The organism is Novosphingobium endophyticum (assembly GCF_014640675.1).
Taxonomy (GTDB): Bacteria; Pseudomonadota; Alphaproteobacteria; order Sphingomonadales; family Sphingomonadaceae; genus Novosphingobium; species Novosphingobium endophyticum.
The window spans coordinates 162,349-180,200 of sequence record NZ_BMHK01000001.1 but is presented as its reverse complement, the minus strand read 5'-3'; the positions used below and the strand labels follow the sequence as shown (position 1 = coordinate 180,200).

The following is a 17,852-nucleotide window of genomic DNA, read 5'->3' as shown; positions in this document are numbered from 1 at the left end:
CCGCCATGACCGACGCCGCACCGCTTACGCTCTTCAACAGCCTCACCCGCCAGCTCGAGCCGTTCCGGCCCGTCCATGAAGGCGAGGCGCGGGTCTATACCTGCGGGCCGACGGTCTATAACTACCCGCACATCGGCAACATGCGCGCCTATGTCTTTGCCGACATTCTCGGGCGCACTCTCAGCTTCAAGGGCTACAGGCTCACCCACGTCATCAATATCACCGATGTCGGCCATCTTACCGACGATGCCGATGCCGGCGAGGACAAGATGGAGAAGATGGCGGCCGAGAAGGCCCAGTCCATCTGGGACATCGCGAGGCACTATACAGAGGCCTACTGGGCCGACATCAAGGTGCTCAACATCCGTCAGCCGGCTGCGTGGTCGGTCGCCACCGACTACATCGATCAGATGATCGAGTTCGCGAAGCAGATCGCGGACAAGCACTGCTACGAACTCGATAGCGGGCTCTACTTCGACGTTTCGACGGTAGACGATTACGGCCGCCTCGCCCGCGCCGTCACCGAGCAGGGAGAGGGCCGCATCGAGGCCGTCGAGGGCAAGCGCAATACGGCCGACTTCGCGATCTGGCGCAAGACCCCGCCGGGCGAGAAGCGGCAGATGGAATGGGATTCGCCCTGGGGGCGGGGCGCGCCGGGCTGGCATCTGGAATGCTCGGTCATGTCGGGCAAGCTGCTGGGCTTTCCCTTCGACATCCACACCGGCGGCATCGACCACCGCGAGATACACCACCCCAACGAGATCGCGCAGAACCAGGCGTTCTGCTGCACCAATGGCCTGGACCTGCCCGCCAACTCGGGCGCGCGCGTGTGGATGCACAACAACTTCCTCGTCGAACGCTCGGGCAAGATGAGCAAGTCGGCGGGTGAGTTCCTGCGGCTGCAACTGCTGATAGACAAGGGCTACCACCCGCTCGCCTACCGCATGATGTGCCTGCAGGCGCATTATCGCTCGGAGCTGGAGTTCTCATGGGAAGGGCTGGGCGCGGCGCTGACGCGGTTGAAGCGGATGGTGATGCAGGTGGAAACCCTCAAAGCCCGTCATGCTGAACTTGTTTCAGCATCCATTTCGCCGTCGCAGGCGGATGTCGATTCCGAGGGATGGACCCTGAAACAAGTTCAGGGTGACGAGGAGTTGATGAAAGCGCAGGGAGTCAACCTGCTGGCGTTCGACAAGGCAATTTCCAACGATTTGGCGACGCCGGATGCGTTGACGGATATGGATCTGATCCTGGCCGCCAGGAAGCAGGCGCCGTCGGTGCGATTGAAGGCGATCGCGGCTATGGACTCGGTGCTTGGCCTCGACCTCCTCAACCTGACCCGCGCTGACCTGCGCATCCGGCCCAAGACCGCCACCATCACCGAGGACGAGATCGAAGCCGCGCTCGCCGCCCGCAAGGAGGCCCGCGCTGCCAAGGATTTCGCCACCTCCGACCGCTTGCGCGACGAACTTGGCGCAAAGGGCGTCGAGGTCATGGACGGCGATCCGCTCGGCTGGGAGTGGAAACTCGGCGCCTGATGGGGCACCTTGTTGCTCCAACGGAGAGCAAGCATGACCGTCACCGTCCTCAATGCCCACGGCCGTTCGCTGCTTGAACGCCGCCTGCCTCGCTGGGTCGAGCCGCGCTGGTTCGGCTCACCGGAGGAACTGCTGGCGCTTGCGCCCGGCGCGGAGATAGGCTGGTTCGACACTTTCGATTTCGGCCACACGATCGAGGCATACCATCTCGCGGAAAAGGCGAAGTGGCTGAACACCATGGCGGCCGGCGTCGACTCTTTCCCGCTGGATGTCTTGCGCGAACGCGGCGTGACTTTCACCAATGGCGCCGGGCTCAACGCCGTCGCCATCGCCGAATACGCCGTGATGGGCATGCTGACGATCGCCAAGGGCTGGCGCGAGGTGGTGCGGGCGCAGGAGCGGCGCGAATGGCTGACCGACGCCCCCGGGACGATGAGCCTGCACGGCTCGCGCGCACTGGTCGTGGGCGCGGGCGGTATTGGCGGGCGGATCGCCAGCCTGCTTCGCGGCCTTGATGTGGACGTCACCGAGGCGCGGCGCAGGGCGGCGCCGGGTGTGCTGGGCGCGAACGAGTGGCGCGGCGCGCTCGGCGAGGTCGACTGGGTGATCGTCGCGGTGCCCTCCACGCCCGATACCGGTCGCTTGTTCGGTCCCGCCGAATTCGCCGCCATGAAGCGCGGCGCGGCGATCCTCAACTTCGCGCGCGGCGCCGTGCTCGACCAGCAGGCGCTGATGGCGGCGCTCGATTCGGGGCAGGTGGGGGCCGCCTTCCTCGATGTCACCGACCCCGAACCGCTGCCGCCCGGCCATCCGTTGTGGAACTACGATCAGGTTCACATCTCCATGCATTTGTCCGGCCGTTCGCAGGACACGCTCTATCGCCTGGGTGCGGAGCGCTTTCTGGAGAATCTGGATCGCTATGCCCGGGGCGAGCCGCTCGTTTCGGAGGTCGACCTCGTCGCGGGCTACTGATCCCGGGATCGACGAGGATGACTCCGGCCACTCCGGCGCCCCGGGAGTGAGGTTCAGCAATCCTCCAGCAGGAGCAGTTCGGCCTCTACCGTCATGCGCGGCTCGGGGCCGTTCTCGTATTCAACCGCAGCGATCGTCGCCTCGGCGACGAGTTGCCCCGGAAGCGTGAATTCGTGATCGGGCAGGGCGGCGATGAACTGTTCGCCGCAGTCCACCGCTATGCGGCCGGTGAAGGCCAGGGCGATTACATGCCGTGCGCCGGTGAAGGTGGCGCTGCTCCACGGGCGTTCCGAGTGGCGCAGGAATTCCACGTCGGGGCCGCCCAGCGCGACGACTTCCGACAACAGCTTCAGCCACGCCCCGCGCCGGCCCGTTCCGCCGCGCAGGGTCTCGATCATCGTCCGGTCGGCTCCGGAATCAATGCGCATGGGTGTTCTCCTGATAGTTTCTCATGAATTTCTCGATCCGGGCCGCCGTGCGGGCGCGCGGCATGCGGCCGTTGCGCAAGTCGGCCACGAAGCGCGGGTCCTGCGCGGCCAGCCGCCCGAACCTGGTCCAGGGCATGTCCGTCTGACGCAGGAAGCGTTCGATCTGGCGCAAGAGCATTGATCCTGACCTTTCTGTATTGGATTCGCTGTATATGTTCATGGTATGTTCCATTCAAAATCCTACTTGTCTAGGAAATTTCCTTCGACTAGGTGTTACAAATTGGACAATCCCGATCCCCGCGCGAAACTGCTCGAGCTGGCCGAGGCGCGCGGCGTCAGCCTTTCCGCGCTCTCACGCATGATCGGCAAGAATGCGAGCTACTTGCAGCAGTTCGTGCGCAAGGGTAGCCCGCGAAAACTGGAGGAGCTGGACCGGGGAAAGCTGGCGCGCTTCTTCGGGATCGACGAGTCCGAGCTGGGGAAGGTAAAGGAAAATTCCTCGGCTGACTGGATCGATGTACCGCGGCTCGCGATCGGGGCGTCGGCGGGCGCGGGTGCGCTTCCCGCAGACGAGGAGGTCTTTGCCGCGATCCGGTTTTCGCCCCGCTGGCTGCGCGGCATGGGGCTGGATCCAGAGATGCTGTCGGTCATCGTCGTGACCGGCGATTCGATGGAGCCGACCTTGCGCGACGGCGACGAGATTCTCGTCGACCGGACGATGCGGGCGCTGCACGACGGTATCCATGTGGTGCGGCTGGGCGAAAGCCTGCTGGTCAAGCGAATCGAAACCGGGCGGGGCGGCCGGCTTGTGCTGTTGAGCGACAATCCCGCCTATCGTCCGATCGATTGCGGGCCGGAGGAAGTGCAAGTGATCGGCCGCGTCGTCTGGAAAGGCGGGCGGCTCTGAACGGCGAAGGTTGCATTCGCGGCAGGAGGCCGCCATTTCCCCCGGCATGACCGACACCAATCCCCCGATGCGGGTAGGAATCATTCCCGTCACGCCGTTGCAGCAGAACTGCACGTTGCTCTGGTGCACCAGGACCATGCGCGGGGCGCTGGTCGATCCGGGCGGCGATCTCGACAAGCTCAGGGCGGCGTTGAAGCAAACCGGGGTCACGCTCGAAAAGGTGCTGGTGACCCATGGGCACCTCGATCACTGCGGCATGGCCGGGGAACTGGCGAAGGAGATGGGCGTGCCCATCGAAGGGCCGCAGGAGGAAGACCGTTTCTGGATCGCGCAGCTCGACGATGACGGGCCGCGCTGGAACATGGAGGCGCATACCTTCGAGCCGGATCGCTGGCTGGAAAACGGCGACCGGGTGCGGGTGGGCGAACTCGAACTCGACGTCTACCATTGCCCGGGGCACACGCCGGGACACATCGTCTTTCATCATGCGCCCAGCAGGTTCGCGATAGTTGGCGACGTGCTGTTTCAGGGCGGGATCGGGCGGTGGGACTTCCCTCGCGGCAATCTGGAGGATCTGGTCAATTCGATCACGGAAAGGCTCTGGCCCCTGGGTGACGAGGTCACCTTCGTGCCCGGCCACGGCCCGGTCAGCACATTCGGTCAGGAGCGGCGGACGAACCCTTACGTCAGCGACGCCGCCCTGAAGCGTGGGCTGCCCGCCTAGATCTGGCCCAGCGCGATCAGCACCGCGACTGCGGCCAGCCCGATTTCCAGCAGCAACGTCACGAGCATCCCTGCGCCGCGAAGGATGTTGGCGCCGGCGTTTTCCATGCCGAACGCGTGCGAGACGCGAGCGAGCATGAATACGGCCCCGGCGATCGCCAGCCAGGTGCCACCCTTGCCCGTCATTTCGATCACGCCGACCAGAATCAGGAACAGCGGCGCATTCTCTATGAAGTTGGAATGCGCGCGTATGCGGCGGAAGAGATGTTCGTCCCCGCCGTCACCGTGGACGGCCTTGACCGCGAAGCGCCGCTGCGTGACGCGTACGAACAGCCAGAAGTGGATGAGCGCGGCGGCCGCGGCAAGGCTCAGCGTCGTTTGCAGAATCATTTCCGGGCTTCTCCCCCCATTGACGTGCGGCGTACATGCGGCAGGGAGGAACGGGTTGCAACTCGCCAGAAATCAGTTATAGGCGCGCCTTCGCAAGCCGCCGGTCCCGAAATCGGTTTCCGGCGGCCTTTTTGACATTCACGTATTGTGCAGGAACAGGTGCCGAGATGGCTGTCCCTAAGAGAAAAACAACCCCGTCCCGCCGGGGTATGCGCCGCAGCCATGATGCCCTCAAGGCTGAAGCGTTCCACGAGTGCCCGAACTGCGGCGAGCTGAAGCGTCCGCACAACCTCTGCAACGCTTGTGGTCACTACAACGGCCGCGAGATCGTCGCGGTTGAAGTCTAAGACCGCGACCGTTTCCGGAGATTGCCCATGAGTTTGCCGCGTATCGCCGTTGACGCGATGGGCGGCGATGAGGGCGTGCGCGTCATGATAGAAGGCGCGGCGCTTGCGCGCCGTCGCCACGATCGTTTCAAGTTCCTGCTCGTCGGTGACGAGACGCGGATCAAGGCCGCGCTCGAAAAGCATCCGAACCTGCGGTCTTCTTCCGAGATACTCCATTCCGACGGCGTGATCAGCGGCGAGGACAAGCCGAGCCAGGCCCTGCGCCGCGCGAAAGGCACGTCCATGGGCCTCGCCATTGCGGCGGTGAAGGCTGGCGATGCGGGCGCTGCGGTCAGCGCCGGCAATACCGGCGCGCTGATGGCGATTTCCAAGGTCACGCTGCGTACGATGCCGGGGATCGACCGGCCGGCCCTGGCCGCATTGCTGCCGACGCTTGGGGACAATGACGTCATCATGCTCGACCTCGGTGCAAACACCGAGTGCGATAGCCGCAACCTTGTGCAGTTCGCGGTCATGGGCGCGGCCTATGCCCGGGTCGCGCTCGGGCGCGAGCAGCCGCGCGTACGGCTGCTCAACATCGGCACCGAAGAGATCAAGGGCACCGACCTGCTGCGCGATGCGGCGGCGACGCTAAAGGCGGCCGCCAAAGACCTTTCCATGTCCTTCGATGGTTTTACCGAGGCGGACAAGCTCTGCCGCGGCGACGTCGATGTGGTCGTTACAGATGGTTTTTCGGGCAACATCGCCCTGAAGTCGGTCGAGGGCACGGCGCGTTTCGTCGCGGACCTCCTGCGGCGCGGTTTTACCAGTTCGCTGCGGTCGAAGATCGGATTCCTCATCTCGCGTCCCGCGACAGAGTTGCTTAAACACCACCTAGACCCCAATAATCATAATGGCGCCGTGTTCCTGGGCCTCAACGGCATTGTCGTGAAAAGCCATGGCGGCGCGAACGCGGCGGGGGTGGCAAACGCCGTTGCGGTTACCGCGCGGCTCCTGGAGGAAAATGTGACGGAGCGGATCACTGCCGACCTTGCGCGCGTGGGCGAAGCCTCGCTGCGTATGCCTCGTGCCCAGGAGGAACGGGCGTGACGCGTCGTTCCGTCATCATCGGCACCGGCTCGGCCCTTCCGCGTCAGGCGGTGAGCAACCAGGAGTTGGCGGCCAGGGTCGATACCAGCGACGAATGGATCGTTGAACGGACCGGCATCAGGAACCGGCATATCGCCGCTCCCGACGAGACGACTTCCAGCCTTGCGACCGCGGCCGCGCTGAAGGCGATCGAGGCGGCCGGTATCGAGGCGTCATCGATCGGCCTCATCATTCTCGCGACCGCAACGCCCGACCAGACCTTTCCCGCGACCGCGACGATCGTGCAGGACAAGCTGGGGTGCAGGGGCGGAATCGCTTTCGACGTCGCTGCTGTCTGCTCGGGTTTCCTTTACGCGCTGGGCGTTGCCGATTCGATGCTGCGCTCAGGCATGGCGCAGCGCGCGCTGGTGATTGGTTCCGAAACCTTTTCCCGCATCCTTGACTGGGAAGACCGGGCGACTTGCGTGCTGTTCGGCGATGGCGCCGGCGCGGTGGTGGTTGAGGCGCAGGAACAGGGCGGCGACAAGCCGCGCGGCATCCTGGCCACCCAGCTCCATGCCGACGGCGCGCACAACGAACTGCTCTATGTCGATGGTGGCCCGTCCACCACCGGTACGGTGGGCAAGCTGCGCATGAAGGGACGCGAAGTGTTCCGGCACGCGGTCGTGAATCTCTCCGAGGTTCTCAAGGAAGTCCTTGAAGATGCAGGACTTGAGACGACGGATATCGATTGGCTGGTGCCCCATCAGGCCAATGCGCGCATTCTCGAAGCAACCGCGAAAAAGCTCGGCCTGTCGTCTGAAAAGGTGGTGATGACGGTCGGCCAGCATGCCAATACATCGGCTGCATCGGTTCCGCTCGCCCTTGATCAGGCTGTCCGCGACGGGCGAATTCGGGAAGGCGATCTCGTCGTTCTGGAGGCAATGGGCGGCGGTTTCGCTTGGGGCGCCAGCGTCGTCCGTATGTAGTTTCTACCCATTATGGTTGATATGTGTCCATTATTGGACGCAGCATTGCCTTTTTCCTTGTTATTTCATATGATCAGCCTTGGGGTTGGCGCTCAGAGGGGAAATGGGCTTGATGCGCTCCATGGATACATTGACACGGGCGGAGATCGCGGAAGCGATACACAAGAAGCTTGGGCTTTCGCGGGCGGAATCGCTCGCGATGGTTGAATCGATACTCGGGCACATGACGAATGCGCTCGGGTCCGGCGAAAATGTGAAGATTTCCGGTTTCGGCACGTTCCTGCTACGGGACAAGGGCGAGCGGATAGGGCGCAACCCGAAGACGGGTGTGGAAGTGCCGATCACGCCGCGTCGGGTCCTGACCTTCCGTGCGAGCCAGATGCTGAAGGACAGAATCGCCGAAAACTGAAGGAACGGGAGCACATGAAGGCTTTTTCCGACGTCCCGGCTTTCGATGACGGCAAGGATCCGGAAGCTCTGCGGACGATCGGCGAAGTTGCCCGGGCACTGGGCATTCGCCAGCATGTCCTGCGTTATTGGGAAGAGCAGTTTCCCACGCTGAGGCCGGTCAAGCGCAGCGGCGGCAGGCGCTATTATCGGCCCGCGGATATTGCCCTGGTGGCCGAGATCGACCGCTTGGTCCATCGTGAAGGCTACACCCTGCGCGGTGCGCGCAAGGCGATTGAAGGCGGCGCTTCAGTTCCGGATGCAGCAAGACCCGAACCGCTGGTCGTTTCTGACAGCGGCGCTATCACTCATGAATTGCGCCGAATTCGCACGCTGCTTGCCGGGGCGCTGACCGCCGCCTGACGCGCTCAGTCCGGGAGGCCGGGGCCGAGCGCGGGGTCCAGATCGCGCGGCCGTGTGAGATGGACGAGGCGGGCGCAGTTTTCCTCGATGTCCGCCCACCGTTCGACATCGAGTTCGAGCACGGCATAGGCCGCGGTCGGGAACTTTTCCTCCACCATATCGCGCAAGGGATTCGTTCCGTCATCCGGAACGAGATCGAAGATCAGGTCCTCAAGGCCCGGATTGTGCCCGATCAGCATGAGGGATTCCGGATTGCCGTCCTGCTCGCGCAGAACGTCCATCAGCGTCGCCGAATTGGCGAGGTAAATCCTGCGGTCCCAGGTGACCGGAGGCGCCTGGCCGACCGCCTGCGAGGCAAGCTCGATCGTCTGCGTCACCCGCACCGCAGGCGATGCCAGGAAGCGTTGCCAGCCGACGCCGTGACCGCAAATGTGCTTGCCCATGACCCCGGCTCCCTTGCGGCCGCGTTCGTTGAGCGGGCGGTCGAAGTCGCGCAGACGTGCATCATTCCAGTCTGACTTGGCGTGGCGGAATATGCCGAGGATCTTCATGTACGCGGTGAACTCACGGTCGGGACTGGGCACGGTCGTCTTGCTTGATGGCTTCTTCTGAAACATCGCCCGCGATGCGTTGTAAAGCCTCGTCCAGAGAAATTCGCCGCACAGGCGTGCCGTTCGGAAAGGCGCTGAGCAGGCGTGAAGGAAAGGCCGAAGACAGTACCACGAAATGCCCCCGGTCTTCGCGGCTGCGGATCAGGCGGCCGAATGCCTGGGCGAGGCGGGCGCGAATGATGCTGTCGTCGTAGGCCGATCCGCCGCCGGCGAGGCGCCGGGCGCGATGCAGGATCGTCGGGCGCGGCCAGGGAACCTGCTCCATCACCACGAGGCGCAGCGAATGGCCGGGTACGTCGACACCGTCGCGCAGGGCGTCGGTCCCGAGCAGGGATGCGCCCGGGTCGTCGCGGAAGATGTCAACCAGCGTCCCCGTATCGATCGGGTCGACGTGCTGGGCATAGAGCGGCAGGCCGGTGCGGGCGAGGCGGTCGGCGATGCGGCCATGGACCGCGCGCAGTCGGCGGATCGCCGTGAACAGGCCGAGCGCGCCGCCTCCGGAGGCTTCGATCAGGCGGGTATAGGCGGCGGCCAGCGCCGGAATGTCGCCGCGCGGAATGTCGGCGACGATCAGAACTTCGGCCTGGTTGGCGTAGTCGAACGGACTGGGGTGCGTAGAGAGTCGAGGGGCGACGCCGATGTGCTCGGCGCCCGAGCGGGCAATCGCCTTGCCCCAGTCCTCGCCGTCGCGCAGGGTTGCCGAAGTCATCACCACGCCGTGAGACGGTTCGAGCACGACCCTCGCGAAAGGCTTCATCGGATCGAGCCAGTGGCGATGGATGCCGATGTCGTATTCGCGAGCTTCCGAGCGGTCGACCGCCAGCCAGTCGACGAACTCGGGATCTGCCGGGCCGCCGAGCCGGTCGAGCAGCGCTTCCCACGCCGCGAGCGTATCGATGCGCCAGGACAGCGAATGGCGGGCGCCTTCGATGCGGGCACGGCCGGGGCCGTCCAGCCAGTCCGGCGGGTCTTCCAGCAACGCTTCAAGTCTTCCTCCAAGCCGGATCAGCGGTTGACGCAAGGCGGCGAGCGCGACGCGGGCCTCCTGGGCGACCTCGACGAAAGCGCCGTCGAGATTGGCTGCTTCGGTTTCGAGGCCGTATCCTGCTTCCTGCCCGCCGCTCTCGTCGCGCGCGTAGACGGTGGCCCGAACTGCCGCCAGCAGCTCTTCCACCGGTCCCGACGGCGCGCCTTCGGTCAGACGTTGCATCCAGCCGTCGCCCGGAAGCGCCTCGGCGGCGGCGCGGGCGGCGGTGATCGCCTTGGCGCCGGCCTCATCGTAGCTGGCAAGATCGGCAAGCCGGGCCGCAAGGCCCCGGCGGCGCCCGCGCGAGGCTTTCTCGGGGCCGATCACCCAGCGTCGCAGTTCGATCGTCTCGGCGCCGGTCAATGCCGCCGCGAAGGTCGAATCCGCCGCGTCAAAGACGTGGTGCCCCTCGTCGAAGATGATGCGGGTCGGACGCGCGGCATGGTCGCGGCCGCGCGCGGCGTTGACCATCACGAGGGCATGGTTGCCGATCACCAGGTCGGCATTGGCGCTGGCGCGGGCCGAGCGTTCGATGAAGCACTTCCGGTAATGCGGACATCCGGCATAAACGCATTCGCCGCGCCGGTCGGTAAGGGCGGCGATGCCGCGTTGGCGGAACAGCGTGCCGAGCCAGCCGGGCAGGTCGCCGCCAATCATGTCTCCATCGCGCGTGTAGGCGGCCCAGCGCGCGACCAGTTGTGCAAGGATCGCCGCGCGCCCGGAAAAGCCGCCTTGCAGCGCGTCCTCTAGATTGAGCAGGCACAGGTAGTTTTCGCGCCCTTTGCGCACCACCACGGGCTGGCTGCCGTCGTCGCGGCGGTCGGGCCAGGCGCGCCGGCTCTCACGCCGAAGCTGGCGTTGCAGGGCCTTGGTGTAAGTGGAGACCCAGACGGTGCCGCCCGAAAGGTTGCTCCAGAGCGAGGCCGGCGCAAGATAGCCAAGCGTCTTGCCGATCCCGGTGCCGGCCTGGGCGAGCAGCACTCTGGGTTGCCCCGAAGCCTGGCGCGGCGAAAAGGCCGAGGCGGAATCGACTGCGTAGGCGCGCTGTCCGGTCCTGCTTTCCGCTTGTGCGCCGGTAAGCTGGTCCAGACGCTGAAGCACGCTTGGCTCGTCCAGCTCGACCTGCCGGGGCTGGGCCTGTTCAGCCGCTTCCTCCCATTCCGGCAGGCGGGTGAACAGCCATCGCTCGGCGCGCTGCGGCCTGGCGATGCGCCCTCCCAGCAGCGACGCCCATGGCCAACGCAAGCGCGTGAGCGACTCCAGCGTCGTCCAGGCGCCTTCGCGCTCCGGCCAGTCAGGACTCTCGCAGGTCTCGATCAGGGCGCCGGCGGCTTCCTGCAAAAGGCGCGGAACATCGGCATCGCTTTGCGGCTCGCTCAGGCCGAGAGCGTGGGCAATGCCCTTGGGCGTCGGCACCACGAAGCGCGCGGGGTGAACGAAGGCAAAGAGTTCCAGCAGGTCGAGTCCCGACAGGTCGGGATAGCCGAGACGCGTTGCCAGCAGCGGTGCGTTGAGGATGAGCAGGGGCGTGTCCGCCGCCGCCATGACCGCTTCGCCCTTGGAGATGGTGCGCGTGCCCGCGGCGCCGTCGCGAAGCCAACTGCCGCCATGGCTGGCGTGAAGGGCAGGGAGAGGCAGCGCGGACATGGACGTGTCTTAAGGAGATGGCCGGCAATTTGGAAAGGGCTCTCTATGGCTGCCCGCAGGATAATACATCCTGATACATTTTTCGCGTTGCTATGCGAGCAATACGATATATCGTAGAGCCATCATGAGACGTTTTGGAAAATATCGATGCCTATGAATGTAAATCAGCGCCGCAGTCGCCATCGCGGCAAGCACGGTTTCGTGCGCGGACCTTCCGGTTCCGGACGGGATGGATTTGCCGAAGGTCTCTTCGGCGGGCGCGGCCGCTTCGGAGGTGGTACCGGAGATGCGGGGTTTGGAGGGCGCGGGATGCACGGCGGTCGCCGCAAGCGCCTGTTCGACCAGACCGAGCTGCAGACATTGCTCCTTGCGCTGATCGTAGAGACGCCGCGCCACGGCTACGACCTGATCCGGGAGATCGAGGCGATTTCCGGCGGCGAATATGCGCCCAGTCCCGGCGTCGTCTATCCGGCGCTCACGTATATGGAGGAGGCAGGGCTGATCGCAGTCGGTGCTGACGAGGGCGCGCGCAAGTCCTACGAAGCAACCGACGATGGCCGCAGGTCGGCCGAAAGCTGTGCCGCCAAGTCGGAAGCGCTGAAGCAGCGCCTCTCGGCTCTCGCCGAAGCGAGGGAGAAAGTTGATCCCGCCCCGGTGCGCCGTGCCATGCACAACCTCAAGACCGCGGTGTTTGACCGCCTGTCCGTGGAAGGTGCGGACCGCGAATTCATCCTCCGGGTCGCGGAAGCGATCGATGAGGCCGCCCGCAAGATCGAAAGGATCGAGAAGTGAATACCATTGCAGCGAAAGTCGCGACGGCAAATGGCGGCAAGTACGTCCGCCAGCTTTGCAAGCACTGGAGCCACAAGCTCGAGGTCGAACTGGATGGCGATACCGGCAAGGTGACGTTCCCGGGCGCCATCGCCACCATGGCGGCCGACGGGGAAGGCATCGCCATCCGCATCGCCGGCGAAGACCGCGAGGCGGTCGAAGGGCTGAGCGAGGTGGTAGCCAGACACATCGACCGCTTTGCCTTCCGCGAAGACCCCCTGAGTTACGACTGGGCCTGGCAGTAATACCGTCAGGGCAGGTAGCGCTCGGTGCAAATCTCTTGCAGCTAGACGCTTGCGAAACGCGCTCGTTTCGAAGATGAGCCCTGCATGACCGAGAATGCCCTGATCGAAGCCGCCCGCGTGTCCAAGGCCTGGCCCTTCCAGGAGGCCCAGAAGCTGCTCAAGCGCTATCCGGACGGCAAACCGGGGGGCGAACCCGTGCTGTTCGAGACCGGGTATGGCCCCTCAGGCCTGCCGCATATCGGCACGTTTCAGGAAGTCCTGCGCACGACGCTGGTGCGCCGGGCCTATGAGACGCTGACCGGCGGCGCGGCCACCCGGCTGGTAGCCTTTTCGGACGACATGGACGGTCTGCGCAAGGTGCCGGACAATATTCCCAATTCACAGATCCTTGCCGAGAATCTCGGCAAGCCGCTGACGCGCATCCCCGATCCCTTCGGCAAGTTCGAAAGCTTCGCGCATCACAACAACGCGATGCTGCGCGACTTCCTCGACCGCTTCGGATTCGAGTACGAGTTCGTTTCGGCCAGTGACCGCTACAAGTCCGGCGCATTCGACAAGGCGCTGACGAACGTCCTGTCGCACTACGAAGCGATCATGGGCGTCATGCTGCCGACCCTGCGGGAGGAGCGCCGCAAGACCTATTCGCCGGTCCTGCCGGTTTCGCCCCGCTCGGGCGTCGTTTTGCAGGTCCCCGTGGAAGTCCTCGATCCGGCGACGGGCATGATCCGTTTCACCGACGAGGAGGGATCGGTCGTCGAGCAGTCGGTTTTCGGCGGGCAGGCCAAGCTGCAGTGGAAGGTCGACTGGGCGATGCGCTGGGTCGATCTCGGCGTCGATTACGAGATGTGCGGCAAGGACCTGACCGATTCCGTCACCCAGTCGGGCAAGATCTCGCAGATCCTGGGCCGCCGCCGCCCGGAAGGGCTGATCTACGAGCTGTTCCTTGACGAGAATGGCGAGAAGATCTCCAAGTCCAAGGGCAATGGTCTCACCATCGAGCAGTGGCTGACATATGGCACCGAGGAAAGCCTTGGCTTCTACCTCTTTCGCGAACCGAAGAGCGCCAAGCAGCTCCATGTCGGCGTGATCCCCAAGGCGGTCGACGAATACTGGCAGTTTCGCGGCAACCTTGCCGGCCAACCGCTCGACAAGCAGCTCGGCAATCCGGTCTGGCATCTGCTGCGCGCGAACGGCGATGGGTCGGGTGCGGGCGACACGCTGCCTGTGACATTCTCGCTGCTGCTCAACCTCGTTGGCGTGCTCGGCGCCGACGCATCGGCGGAACAGGTCTGGTCCTATCTCGGCAACTATGTCGCCGATGCGACGCCAGAGGCGCATCCCGAGCTGGGCGAGCTGGTTCGCGCGGCGCTTGCCACGAACCGCGATTTCATCGCGCCGACCCTGATCCGCCGCGCTCCGAGCGCCAACGAGGGCGAGGCGCTCAGGGCGCTCGACGCCGAACTGGCGAAAGCGGGGCCTGAGACAACAGCCGAAGAATTGCAGAACGTGGTCTACGAGATCGGCAAGAACGAGGCCTACGGCTTCGAAAACCTGCGCGACTGGTTCAGGGCGCTCTACGAAACGCTGCTGGGATCCAGTCAGGGGCCGCGCATGGGCAGCTTCATCGCCCTCTATGGCGTCCCCGAGACGCGCAAGCTGATCGACGAGGCGCTTGCGTCGGCCTGACTTATACCAAGCTGCTTGGTATCACTGCCATTCGCGTACCCGGTACCACTTGGTGACGACGTATTTGACGCCGCGAACGACGGGTCTTGCCGCGTGCATGGTCAGCGGGTTGGGGGCCCCGTCGGGCAGCGCGTTGTTCCAGAGCAGGAGACTGCCGGGCTGTGGCGGAATGCTGAGGCCGAGGTGGATGAAGTCGGTCCGGCCGCCTTCATCAACGGTATTGAGATAGATCATCGCGGTCCAGCTGCGCTGGCCGCCGCAGCGGCGTTCCTTGCGCCAATAGCCGGCGGCGGTATCGAACCAGTCGCAATGTTCGTGGAAGTACTGCCCGCACTGATAGCGCTGACCCTGCGCGGATTCCCCGCAGGCGAGGGCGATGCCGGTGAACTCGCTGAGGCGTAGTTCAAGAGCGTGAACGGTCTCGTCATCGGTGTCGATATCGCTGGAGTAGCTCGTGCGATAGCCTTCCCAGTTCTCCTCGTCGATGAGACGGGAAGGGGACGCCCGGCTCTCTATCAGCGCGATGAGATGGCGGCACTCGTCGGTGCTCAGGAAAGCGTCGGCGGAGTAGATTTCGACATTGTCGACCGGGAAGCGTCTGACCGACGGATCATGCGCCAGCCGTTCGCGCACTGAAGCGCCAATTCGCGCAAGCGCCCGACGGTCGGGATGAGGCGTGGCCGGCATTGTAAAGACGAGACTACGCGGGCCGCCGCGCAAATCAATCGCGTTTTGGATTTCGGAAATGGCGTGAGGTATTCCCGCAAATTCGCGGGGGTAGCCCCCGGTCCGCCGGACCGGGGACTTTGCGACCCTCCGGGTTACCAGAAGAAGTCGTAGATCACGTCGACCACTTCGCCGGTGTAGATGTTCACCAGCAGGACGTCGTCGTAGTAGCGCACCCAGCGATAGGGGCCGTAGACTTCCGGGAGCCTGTAATACCACGGATCGCTGATCCAGTAGCGCGAGCCGTAGAACACCGAGCCCAGAGAGAAGCCGATGCCGAGGCGCCGGTAGGAATAGCCGTGGTACGGGGCGTAGTAGCGGCCGATCCGGTAGACGGAGCGATTGCGATCACGGTACCGCTTCCAGTCGTAGCGATTGTCGCGCCGCCATTGGGTGCGGTCCCAACGCCTGGCATCGCGATAGTCGCGGCGGTCATCGCGGTTGCGCCAGCTTGACCGGTTGCGATCGGAATCGCCGCGCCAGCTGTCGTGGCGGTTGGTCCGGGTCTCGGCCCGCCTGTCGTTGTCGCGGTGGTTGTTCCGGGACTCGGTCCGCCGATCGTTGTCGCGCCGATCGCCGTCACGCCTGTCCTGACGCCATGCCGGGGTGCTGCGTTCGGAGCGATTGCCCGACCACGACCGGTTGCCGTCGCGGCGATCGGTACGCTGCGCTTCGCGCGAAGGCCGTTCGTTGGCTCTGCGGTTCGCACTCCAGTCGCGGCTGGAAGAGCGATTGGTTTCGGCGCGCGATCGGTTGCCTTCGCCTCGCGACCAGTTGCCGCGCGTTTCGGCCTGGGCCCGTTGGGGCGCTGCCGGCCGCGCGCTGCGCTCCCTGGCACTTGGGGAAGCGGCGCGTTCATTGCTGCGGGCACGGAACTGTTCGCCGCGATTATTGTACGAACGGGCTTCGCCGCGCTCGTTACCGGGGCGGGCGGCCGCTTCGGCCATGGTAGGGGCGATCAGCCCGGCGATGGTAACGGCCATCGCGGTCCATGTAGCGGCCGAGAACAGTAGTCCCGTCTTCATTCTTGTCTTTCTTGCCATATCCGGTCTCCAAACCGGACTTGCCGCACGGCGATCGCGGCTCATCCTCGAGAGGTTCTACGGCAAGCGCGCTGACTTCAACGTGAACCGGATTGCGGCTCGTTGTTAATTTTTGTCGGCGATAAAATTAACGGGCCGCCGTTCGTAAGTCCGAAACGGCGGCCCTGGCGATCCGGTCAGCGCGTCAGTTTCTTGTAGGCCAGTCGCGTCGGACGGTCGGCGGCGTCGCCCAGGCGGCGGCGCTTGTCTTCCTCATAGGCCTCGAAGTTGCCTTCGAACCATTCGACGTGGCTGTCCCCTTCGAAGGCAAGGATGTGCGTCGCCAGGCGGTCGAGGAAGAAACGGTCGTGGCTGATGACCACGGCGCAGCCCGCGAAATTCTCGATAGCCTCTTCCAGCGCGCCCAGCGTCTCGACGTCGAGGTCGTTGGTCGGCTCGTCGAGCAGCAGCACGTTGCCGCCCTCCTTGAGCATCTTGGCCATGTGGACGCGGTTGCGCTCGCCGCCCGAGAGCTTGCCGACGTTCTTCTGCTGGTCGGCGCCCTTGAAGTTGAAGGCGCCGACATAGGCACGCGTCGACATGTCGTGGCCGTTGACCTTCATGTAATCGAGCCCGTCGGAGATTTCCTCCCAGACGTTCTTCTTGGGATCGAGGTGATCGCGGCTCTGGTCGACGAAGCCGAGATGCACGGTCGAGCCGATGTCGATCTCGCCGGTGTCGGGCTGTTCCTTGCCGGTCAGCAGCTTGAAAAGCGTGGACTTGCCCGCGCCGTTGGGGCCGATCACGCCGACGATTCCGCCCGGCGGCAGGGTGAAGGAGAGTTCCTCGAACAGCAGCTTGTCGCCATAGGCCTTCGAGATGTTTTTGACCTCGATAACCTTGCCGCCCAGCCGTTCGGGCACCTGGATGACGATCTGCGACTTGCCGGGCTTGCGGCCGGCCTGCGCTTCCTGAAGCTGTTCGAACTTGCGGATACGCGCCTTCGACTTGGTCTGGCGCGCGGCCGGGGTCTGCCGGATCCAGTCCAGCTCTTCCTTGAGCGCTTTCTGGCGGCCGCTTTCCTCGCGGTCCTCCTGCTCCATGCGCTTGGCCTTCTTCTCGAGGTAGGTCGAGTAGTTGCCTTCGTACGGGAAGTACTTGCCGCGATCGAGTTCGAGGATCCAGTCCACCACGTGATCGAGGAAATAGCGGTCGTGGGTGATCATCAGCACCGCGCCGGCATATTCCTTGAGGTGGTTTTCGAGCCATTCGACCGACTCGGCGTCGAGGTGGTTGGTCGGTTCGTCCAGCAGCAGGATGGAGGGCTTCTGGATCAGCAGGCGCGTCAGGGCGACGCGGCGCTTTTCACCGCCAGAGAGCTTGTCGACGGCCCAGTCGCCCGGCGGGCAGCGCAGCGCTTCCATCGCGATTTCGAGCTGGTTGTCGAGCGTCCAGCCGTCGACCGCGTCGATCTTTTCCTGCAGCGTGCCCATCTCTTCCATGAGCGCGTCGAAGTCCGCGTCTTCCGGAGGATCGGCCATGAGCATCGAGATCTCGTTGAAGCGGTCGACCAGATTCGCCGTCTCGCGCGCGCCATCTTTGACGTTCTCGAGCACCGTCTTGGTCCGATCGAGGTCGGGCTCCTGCTCGAGGTAGCCCACCGTGATGTTCTCGCCCGGCCAGGCCTCGCCGGTGAAGTCCTTGTCGATGCCGGCCATGATCTTGATGAGGGTCGACTTGCCGGCGCCGTTGGGGCCGACAATGCCGATCTTGGCACCCTGATAGAACTGCAGGTTGATATTGCTCAGCACCGGCTTCTGGGCGCCGGGGAAGGTCTTGGTCATGTCCTTCATGACGAAGGCGTATTGCGCGGCCATCGGTTTCC

General features: G+C 64.6%; 20 protein-coding genes. 12 read left to right on the top strand and 8 right to left on the bottom strand.

Annotation, left to right across the window (positions count from 1 at the left end; all coding sequences use genetic code 11):
* Positions 1 to 5: 5 nt before the first annotated feature.
* Positions 6 to 1,538, top strand: a complete 1,533-nt coding sequence (gene cysS / locus IEX32_RS00790; RefSeq protein WP_188767250.1) for a cysteine--tRNA ligase — start codon at positions 6 to 8, stop codon at positions 1,536 to 1,538.
* Between the two features lie 33 nt (positions 1,539 to 1,571).
* Positions 1,572 to 2,510 (top strand): D-2-hydroxyacid dehydrogenase, encoded by a 939-nt coding sequence (locus tag IEX32_RS00785; RefSeq protein ID WP_188767248.1) that lies wholly within the window; start codon positions 1,572 to 1,574, stop codon positions 2,508 to 2,510.
* Between the two features lie 53 nt (positions 2,511 to 2,563).
* Here the strand turns inward: IEX32_RS00785 and IEX32_RS00780 are convergent, their stop codons facing one another.
* Together IEX32_RS00780 and IEX32_RS00775 are read right to left on the bottom strand one after the other, a co-directional pair.
* Positions 2,564 to 2,938 (bottom strand): hypothetical protein, encoded by a 375-nt coding sequence (locus IEX32_RS00780; protein ID WP_229735762.1) that lies wholly within the window; start codon positions 2,936 to 2,938, stop codon positions 2,564 to 2,566.
* The gene (locus IEX32_RS00775; protein WP_188767246.1) at positions 2,928 to 3,116 is read right to left on the bottom strand and encodes a hypothetical protein; all 189 of its coding nucleotides are present in this window, start codon (positions 3,114 to 3,116) and stop codon (positions 2,928 to 2,930) included. Before IEX32_RS00775 ends, IEX32_RS00780 begins: the two co-directional genes overlap by 11 nt.
* A 102-nt stretch (positions 3,117 to 3,218) precedes the next feature.
* Between IEX32_RS00775 and IEX32_RS00770 the strand changes: the two genes are divergently transcribed.
* On the top strand, positions 3,219 to 3,845 hold the full coding sequence (locus IEX32_RS00770; protein ID WP_229735761.1) for a LexA family transcriptional regulator: 627 nt from the start codon (positions 3,219 to 3,221) through the stop codon (positions 3,843 to 3,845).
* 46 nt (positions 3,846 to 3,891) lie between these two features.
* The gene (locus IEX32_RS00765; protein WP_308421009.1) at positions 3,892 to 4,569 is read left to right on the top strand and encodes an MBL fold metallo-hydrolase; all 678 of its coding nucleotides are present in this window, start codon (positions 3,892 to 3,894) and stop codon (positions 4,567 to 4,569) included.
* On the opposite strand, the gene IEX32_RS00760 is transcribed toward IEX32_RS00765, so the two are convergent.
* On the bottom strand, positions 4,566 to 4,958 hold the full coding sequence (locus IEX32_RS00760; RefSeq protein WP_188767242.1) for an MAPEG family protein: 393 nt from the start codon (positions 4,956 to 4,958) through the stop codon (positions 4,566 to 4,568). The two genes, IEX32_RS00765 and IEX32_RS00760, sit on opposite strands and share 4 nt — an antisense overlap.
* A 167-nt stretch (positions 4,959 to 5,125) precedes the next feature.
* Here IEX32_RS00760 and rpmF point away from each other — a divergent pair, with 167 nt between their 5' ends.
* The 5 genes from rpmF to IEX32_RS00735 all read left to right on the top strand — a co-directional run bounded on the left by rpmF (position 5,126) and on the right by IEX32_RS00735 (position 8,172).
* Positions 5,126 to 5,305, top strand: a complete 180-nt coding sequence (rpmF, locus tag IEX32_RS00755; RefSeq protein WP_148627866.1) for a 50S ribosomal protein L32 — start codon at positions 5,126 to 5,128, stop codon at positions 5,303 to 5,305.
* 27 nt (positions 5,306 to 5,332) lie between these two features.
* Positions 5,333 to 6,394, top strand: coding sequence for a phosphate acyltransferase PlsX (plsX, locus tag IEX32_RS00750; RefSeq protein WP_188767240.1), 1,062 nt, complete (start codon positions 5,333 to 5,335; stop codon positions 6,392 to 6,394).
* A complete protein-coding gene (locus IEX32_RS00745) occupies positions 6,391 to 7,362 on the top strand; it encodes a beta-ketoacyl-ACP synthase III (protein ID WP_188767238.1) in 972 nt (323 codons plus the stop codon). Before plsX ends, IEX32_RS00745 begins: the two co-directional genes overlap by 4 nt.
* A gap of 112 nt (positions 7,363 to 7,474) precedes the next feature.
* Positions 7,475 to 7,771 (top strand): integration host factor subunit alpha, encoded by a 297-nt coding sequence (locus IEX32_RS00740; RefSeq protein WP_188767558.1) that lies wholly within the window; start codon positions 7,475 to 7,477, stop codon positions 7,769 to 7,771.
* A 14-nt stretch (positions 7,772 to 7,785) separates the two neighbouring features.
* Positions 7,786 to 8,172 (top strand): MerR family transcriptional regulator, encoded by a 387-nt coding sequence (locus tag IEX32_RS00735; RefSeq protein WP_188767237.1) that lies wholly within the window; start codon positions 7,786 to 7,788, stop codon positions 8,170 to 8,172.
* A gap of 5 nt (positions 8,173 to 8,177) precedes the next feature.
* On the opposite strand, the gene IEX32_RS00730 is transcribed toward IEX32_RS00735, so the two are convergent.
* Both IEX32_RS00730 and IEX32_RS00725 read right to left on the bottom strand, forming a co-directional pair.
* Positions 8,178 to 8,723, bottom strand: coding sequence for a SixA phosphatase family protein (locus tag IEX32_RS00730; protein ID WP_188767556.1), 546 nt, complete (start codon positions 8,721 to 8,723; stop codon positions 8,178 to 8,180).
* 13 nt (positions 8,724 to 8,736) lie between these two features.
* Positions 8,737 to 11,457, bottom strand: a complete 2,721-nt coding sequence (locus tag IEX32_RS00725; RefSeq protein ID WP_188767235.1) for an ATP-dependent DNA helicase — start codon at positions 11,455 to 11,457, stop codon at positions 8,737 to 8,739.
* A gap of 147 nt (positions 11,458 to 11,604) precedes the next feature.
* On the opposite strand from IEX32_RS00725, the gene IEX32_RS00720 reads away from it, so the two are divergent.
* The 3 genes from IEX32_RS00720 to IEX32_RS00710 all read left to right on the top strand — a co-directional run bounded on the left by IEX32_RS00720 (position 11,605) and on the right by IEX32_RS00710 (position 14,219).
* Positions 11,605 to 12,249 (top strand): PadR family transcriptional regulator, encoded by a 645-nt coding sequence (locus tag IEX32_RS00720; protein ID WP_188767233.1) that lies wholly within the window; start codon positions 11,605 to 11,607, stop codon positions 12,247 to 12,249.
* A complete protein-coding gene (locus tag IEX32_RS00715; protein WP_188767231.1) occupies positions 12,246 to 12,533 on the top strand; it encodes a DUF2218 domain-containing protein in 288 nt (95 codons plus the stop codon). The genes IEX32_RS00720 and IEX32_RS00715 overlap by 4 nt, the downstream gene beginning before the upstream one ends.
* Before the next feature lie 84 nt (positions 12,534 to 12,617).
* A complete protein-coding gene (locus IEX32_RS00710) occupies positions 12,618 to 14,219 on the top strand; it encodes a lysine--tRNA ligase (RefSeq protein ID WP_188767229.1) in 1,602 nt (533 codons plus the stop codon).
* 21 nt (positions 14,220 to 14,240) lie between these two features.
* On the opposite strand, the gene IEX32_RS00705 is transcribed toward IEX32_RS00710, so the two are convergent.
* The 3 genes from IEX32_RS00705 to ettA all read right to left on the bottom strand — a co-directional run bounded on the left by IEX32_RS00705 (position 14,241) and on the right by ettA (position 17,844).
* Positions 14,241 to 14,852, bottom strand: a complete 612-nt coding sequence (locus IEX32_RS00705; RefSeq protein ID WP_308421008.1) for a 2OG-Fe(II) oxygenase — start codon at positions 14,850 to 14,852, stop codon at positions 14,241 to 14,243.
* A 188-nt stretch (positions 14,853 to 15,040) separates the two neighbouring features.
* The gene (locus IEX32_RS00700; RefSeq protein WP_229735759.1) at positions 15,041 to 15,970 is read right to left on the bottom strand and encodes an RcnB family protein; all 930 of its coding nucleotides are present in this window, start codon (positions 15,968 to 15,970) and stop codon (positions 15,041 to 15,043) included.
* A gap of 194 nt (positions 15,971 to 16,164) precedes the next feature.
* Positions 16,165 to 17,844, bottom strand: a complete 1,680-nt coding sequence (gene ettA / locus IEX32_RS00695) for an energy-dependent translational throttle protein EttA (RefSeq protein ID WP_188767226.1) — start codon at positions 17,842 to 17,844, stop codon at positions 16,165 to 16,167.
* Positions 17,845 to 17,852 lie beyond the last annotated feature (8 nt).

Bases quoted from the DNA above. Each gene is read 5' to 3' on its own strand.
- cysS (WP_188767250.1), top strand. From the start codon at position 6: ATGACCGACGCCGCACCGCTTACGCTCTTCAACAGCCTCACCCGCCAG.
- IEX32_RS00785 (WP_188767248.1), top strand. From the start codon at position 1,572: ATGACCGTCACCGTCCTCAATGCCCACGGCCGTTCGCTGCTTGAACGC.
- IEX32_RS00780 (WP_229735762.1), bottom strand. From the start codon at position 2,938: ATGCGCATTGATTCCGGAGCCGACCGGACGATGATCGAGACCCTGCGC.
- IEX32_RS00775 (WP_188767246.1), bottom strand. From the start codon at position 3,116: ATGCTCTTGCGCCAGATCGAACGCTTCCTGCGTCAGACGGACATGCCC.
- IEX32_RS00765 (WP_308421009.1), top strand. From the start codon at position 3,892: ATGACCGACACCAATCCCCCGATGCGGGTAGGAATCATTCCCGTCACG.
- IEX32_RS00760 (WP_188767242.1), bottom strand. From the start codon at position 4,958: ATGATTCTGCAAACGACGCTGAGCCTTGCCGCGGCCGCCGCGCTCATC.
- rpmF (WP_148627866.1), top strand. From the start codon at position 5,126: ATGGCTGTCCCTAAGAGAAAAACAACCCCGTCCCGCCGGGGTATGCGC.
- plsX (WP_188767240.1), top strand. From the start codon at position 5,333: ATGAGTTTGCCGCGTATCGCCGTTGACGCGATGGGCGGCGATGAGGGC.
- IEX32_RS00740 (WP_188767558.1), top strand. From the start codon at position 7,475: ATGCGCTCCATGGATACATTGACACGGGCGGAGATCGCGGAAGCGATA.
- IEX32_RS00735 (WP_188767237.1), top strand. From the start codon at position 7,786: ATGAAGGCTTTTTCCGACGTCCCGGCTTTCGATGACGGCAAGGATCCG.
- IEX32_RS00730 (WP_188767556.1), bottom strand. From the start codon at position 8,723: ATGAAGATCCTCGGCATATTCCGCCACGCCAAGTCAGACTGGAATGAT.
- IEX32_RS00725 (WP_188767235.1), bottom strand. From the start codon at position 11,457: ATGTCCGCGCTGCCTCTCCCTGCCCTTCACGCCAGCCATGGCGGCAGT.
- IEX32_RS00720 (WP_188767233.1), top strand. From the start codon at position 11,605: ATGCCTATGAATGTAAATCAGCGCCGCAGTCGCCATCGCGGCAAGCAC.
- IEX32_RS00710 (WP_188767229.1), top strand. From the start codon at position 12,618: ATGACCGAGAATGCCCTGATCGAAGCCGCCCGCGTGTCCAAGGCCTGG.
- IEX32_RS00700 (WP_229735759.1), bottom strand. From the start codon at position 15,970: ATGAAGACGGGACTACTGTTCTCGGCCGCTACATGGACCGCGATGGCC.
- ettA (WP_188767226.1), bottom strand. From the start codon at position 17,844: ATGGCCGCGCAATACGCCTTCGTCATGAAGGACATGACCAAGACCTTC.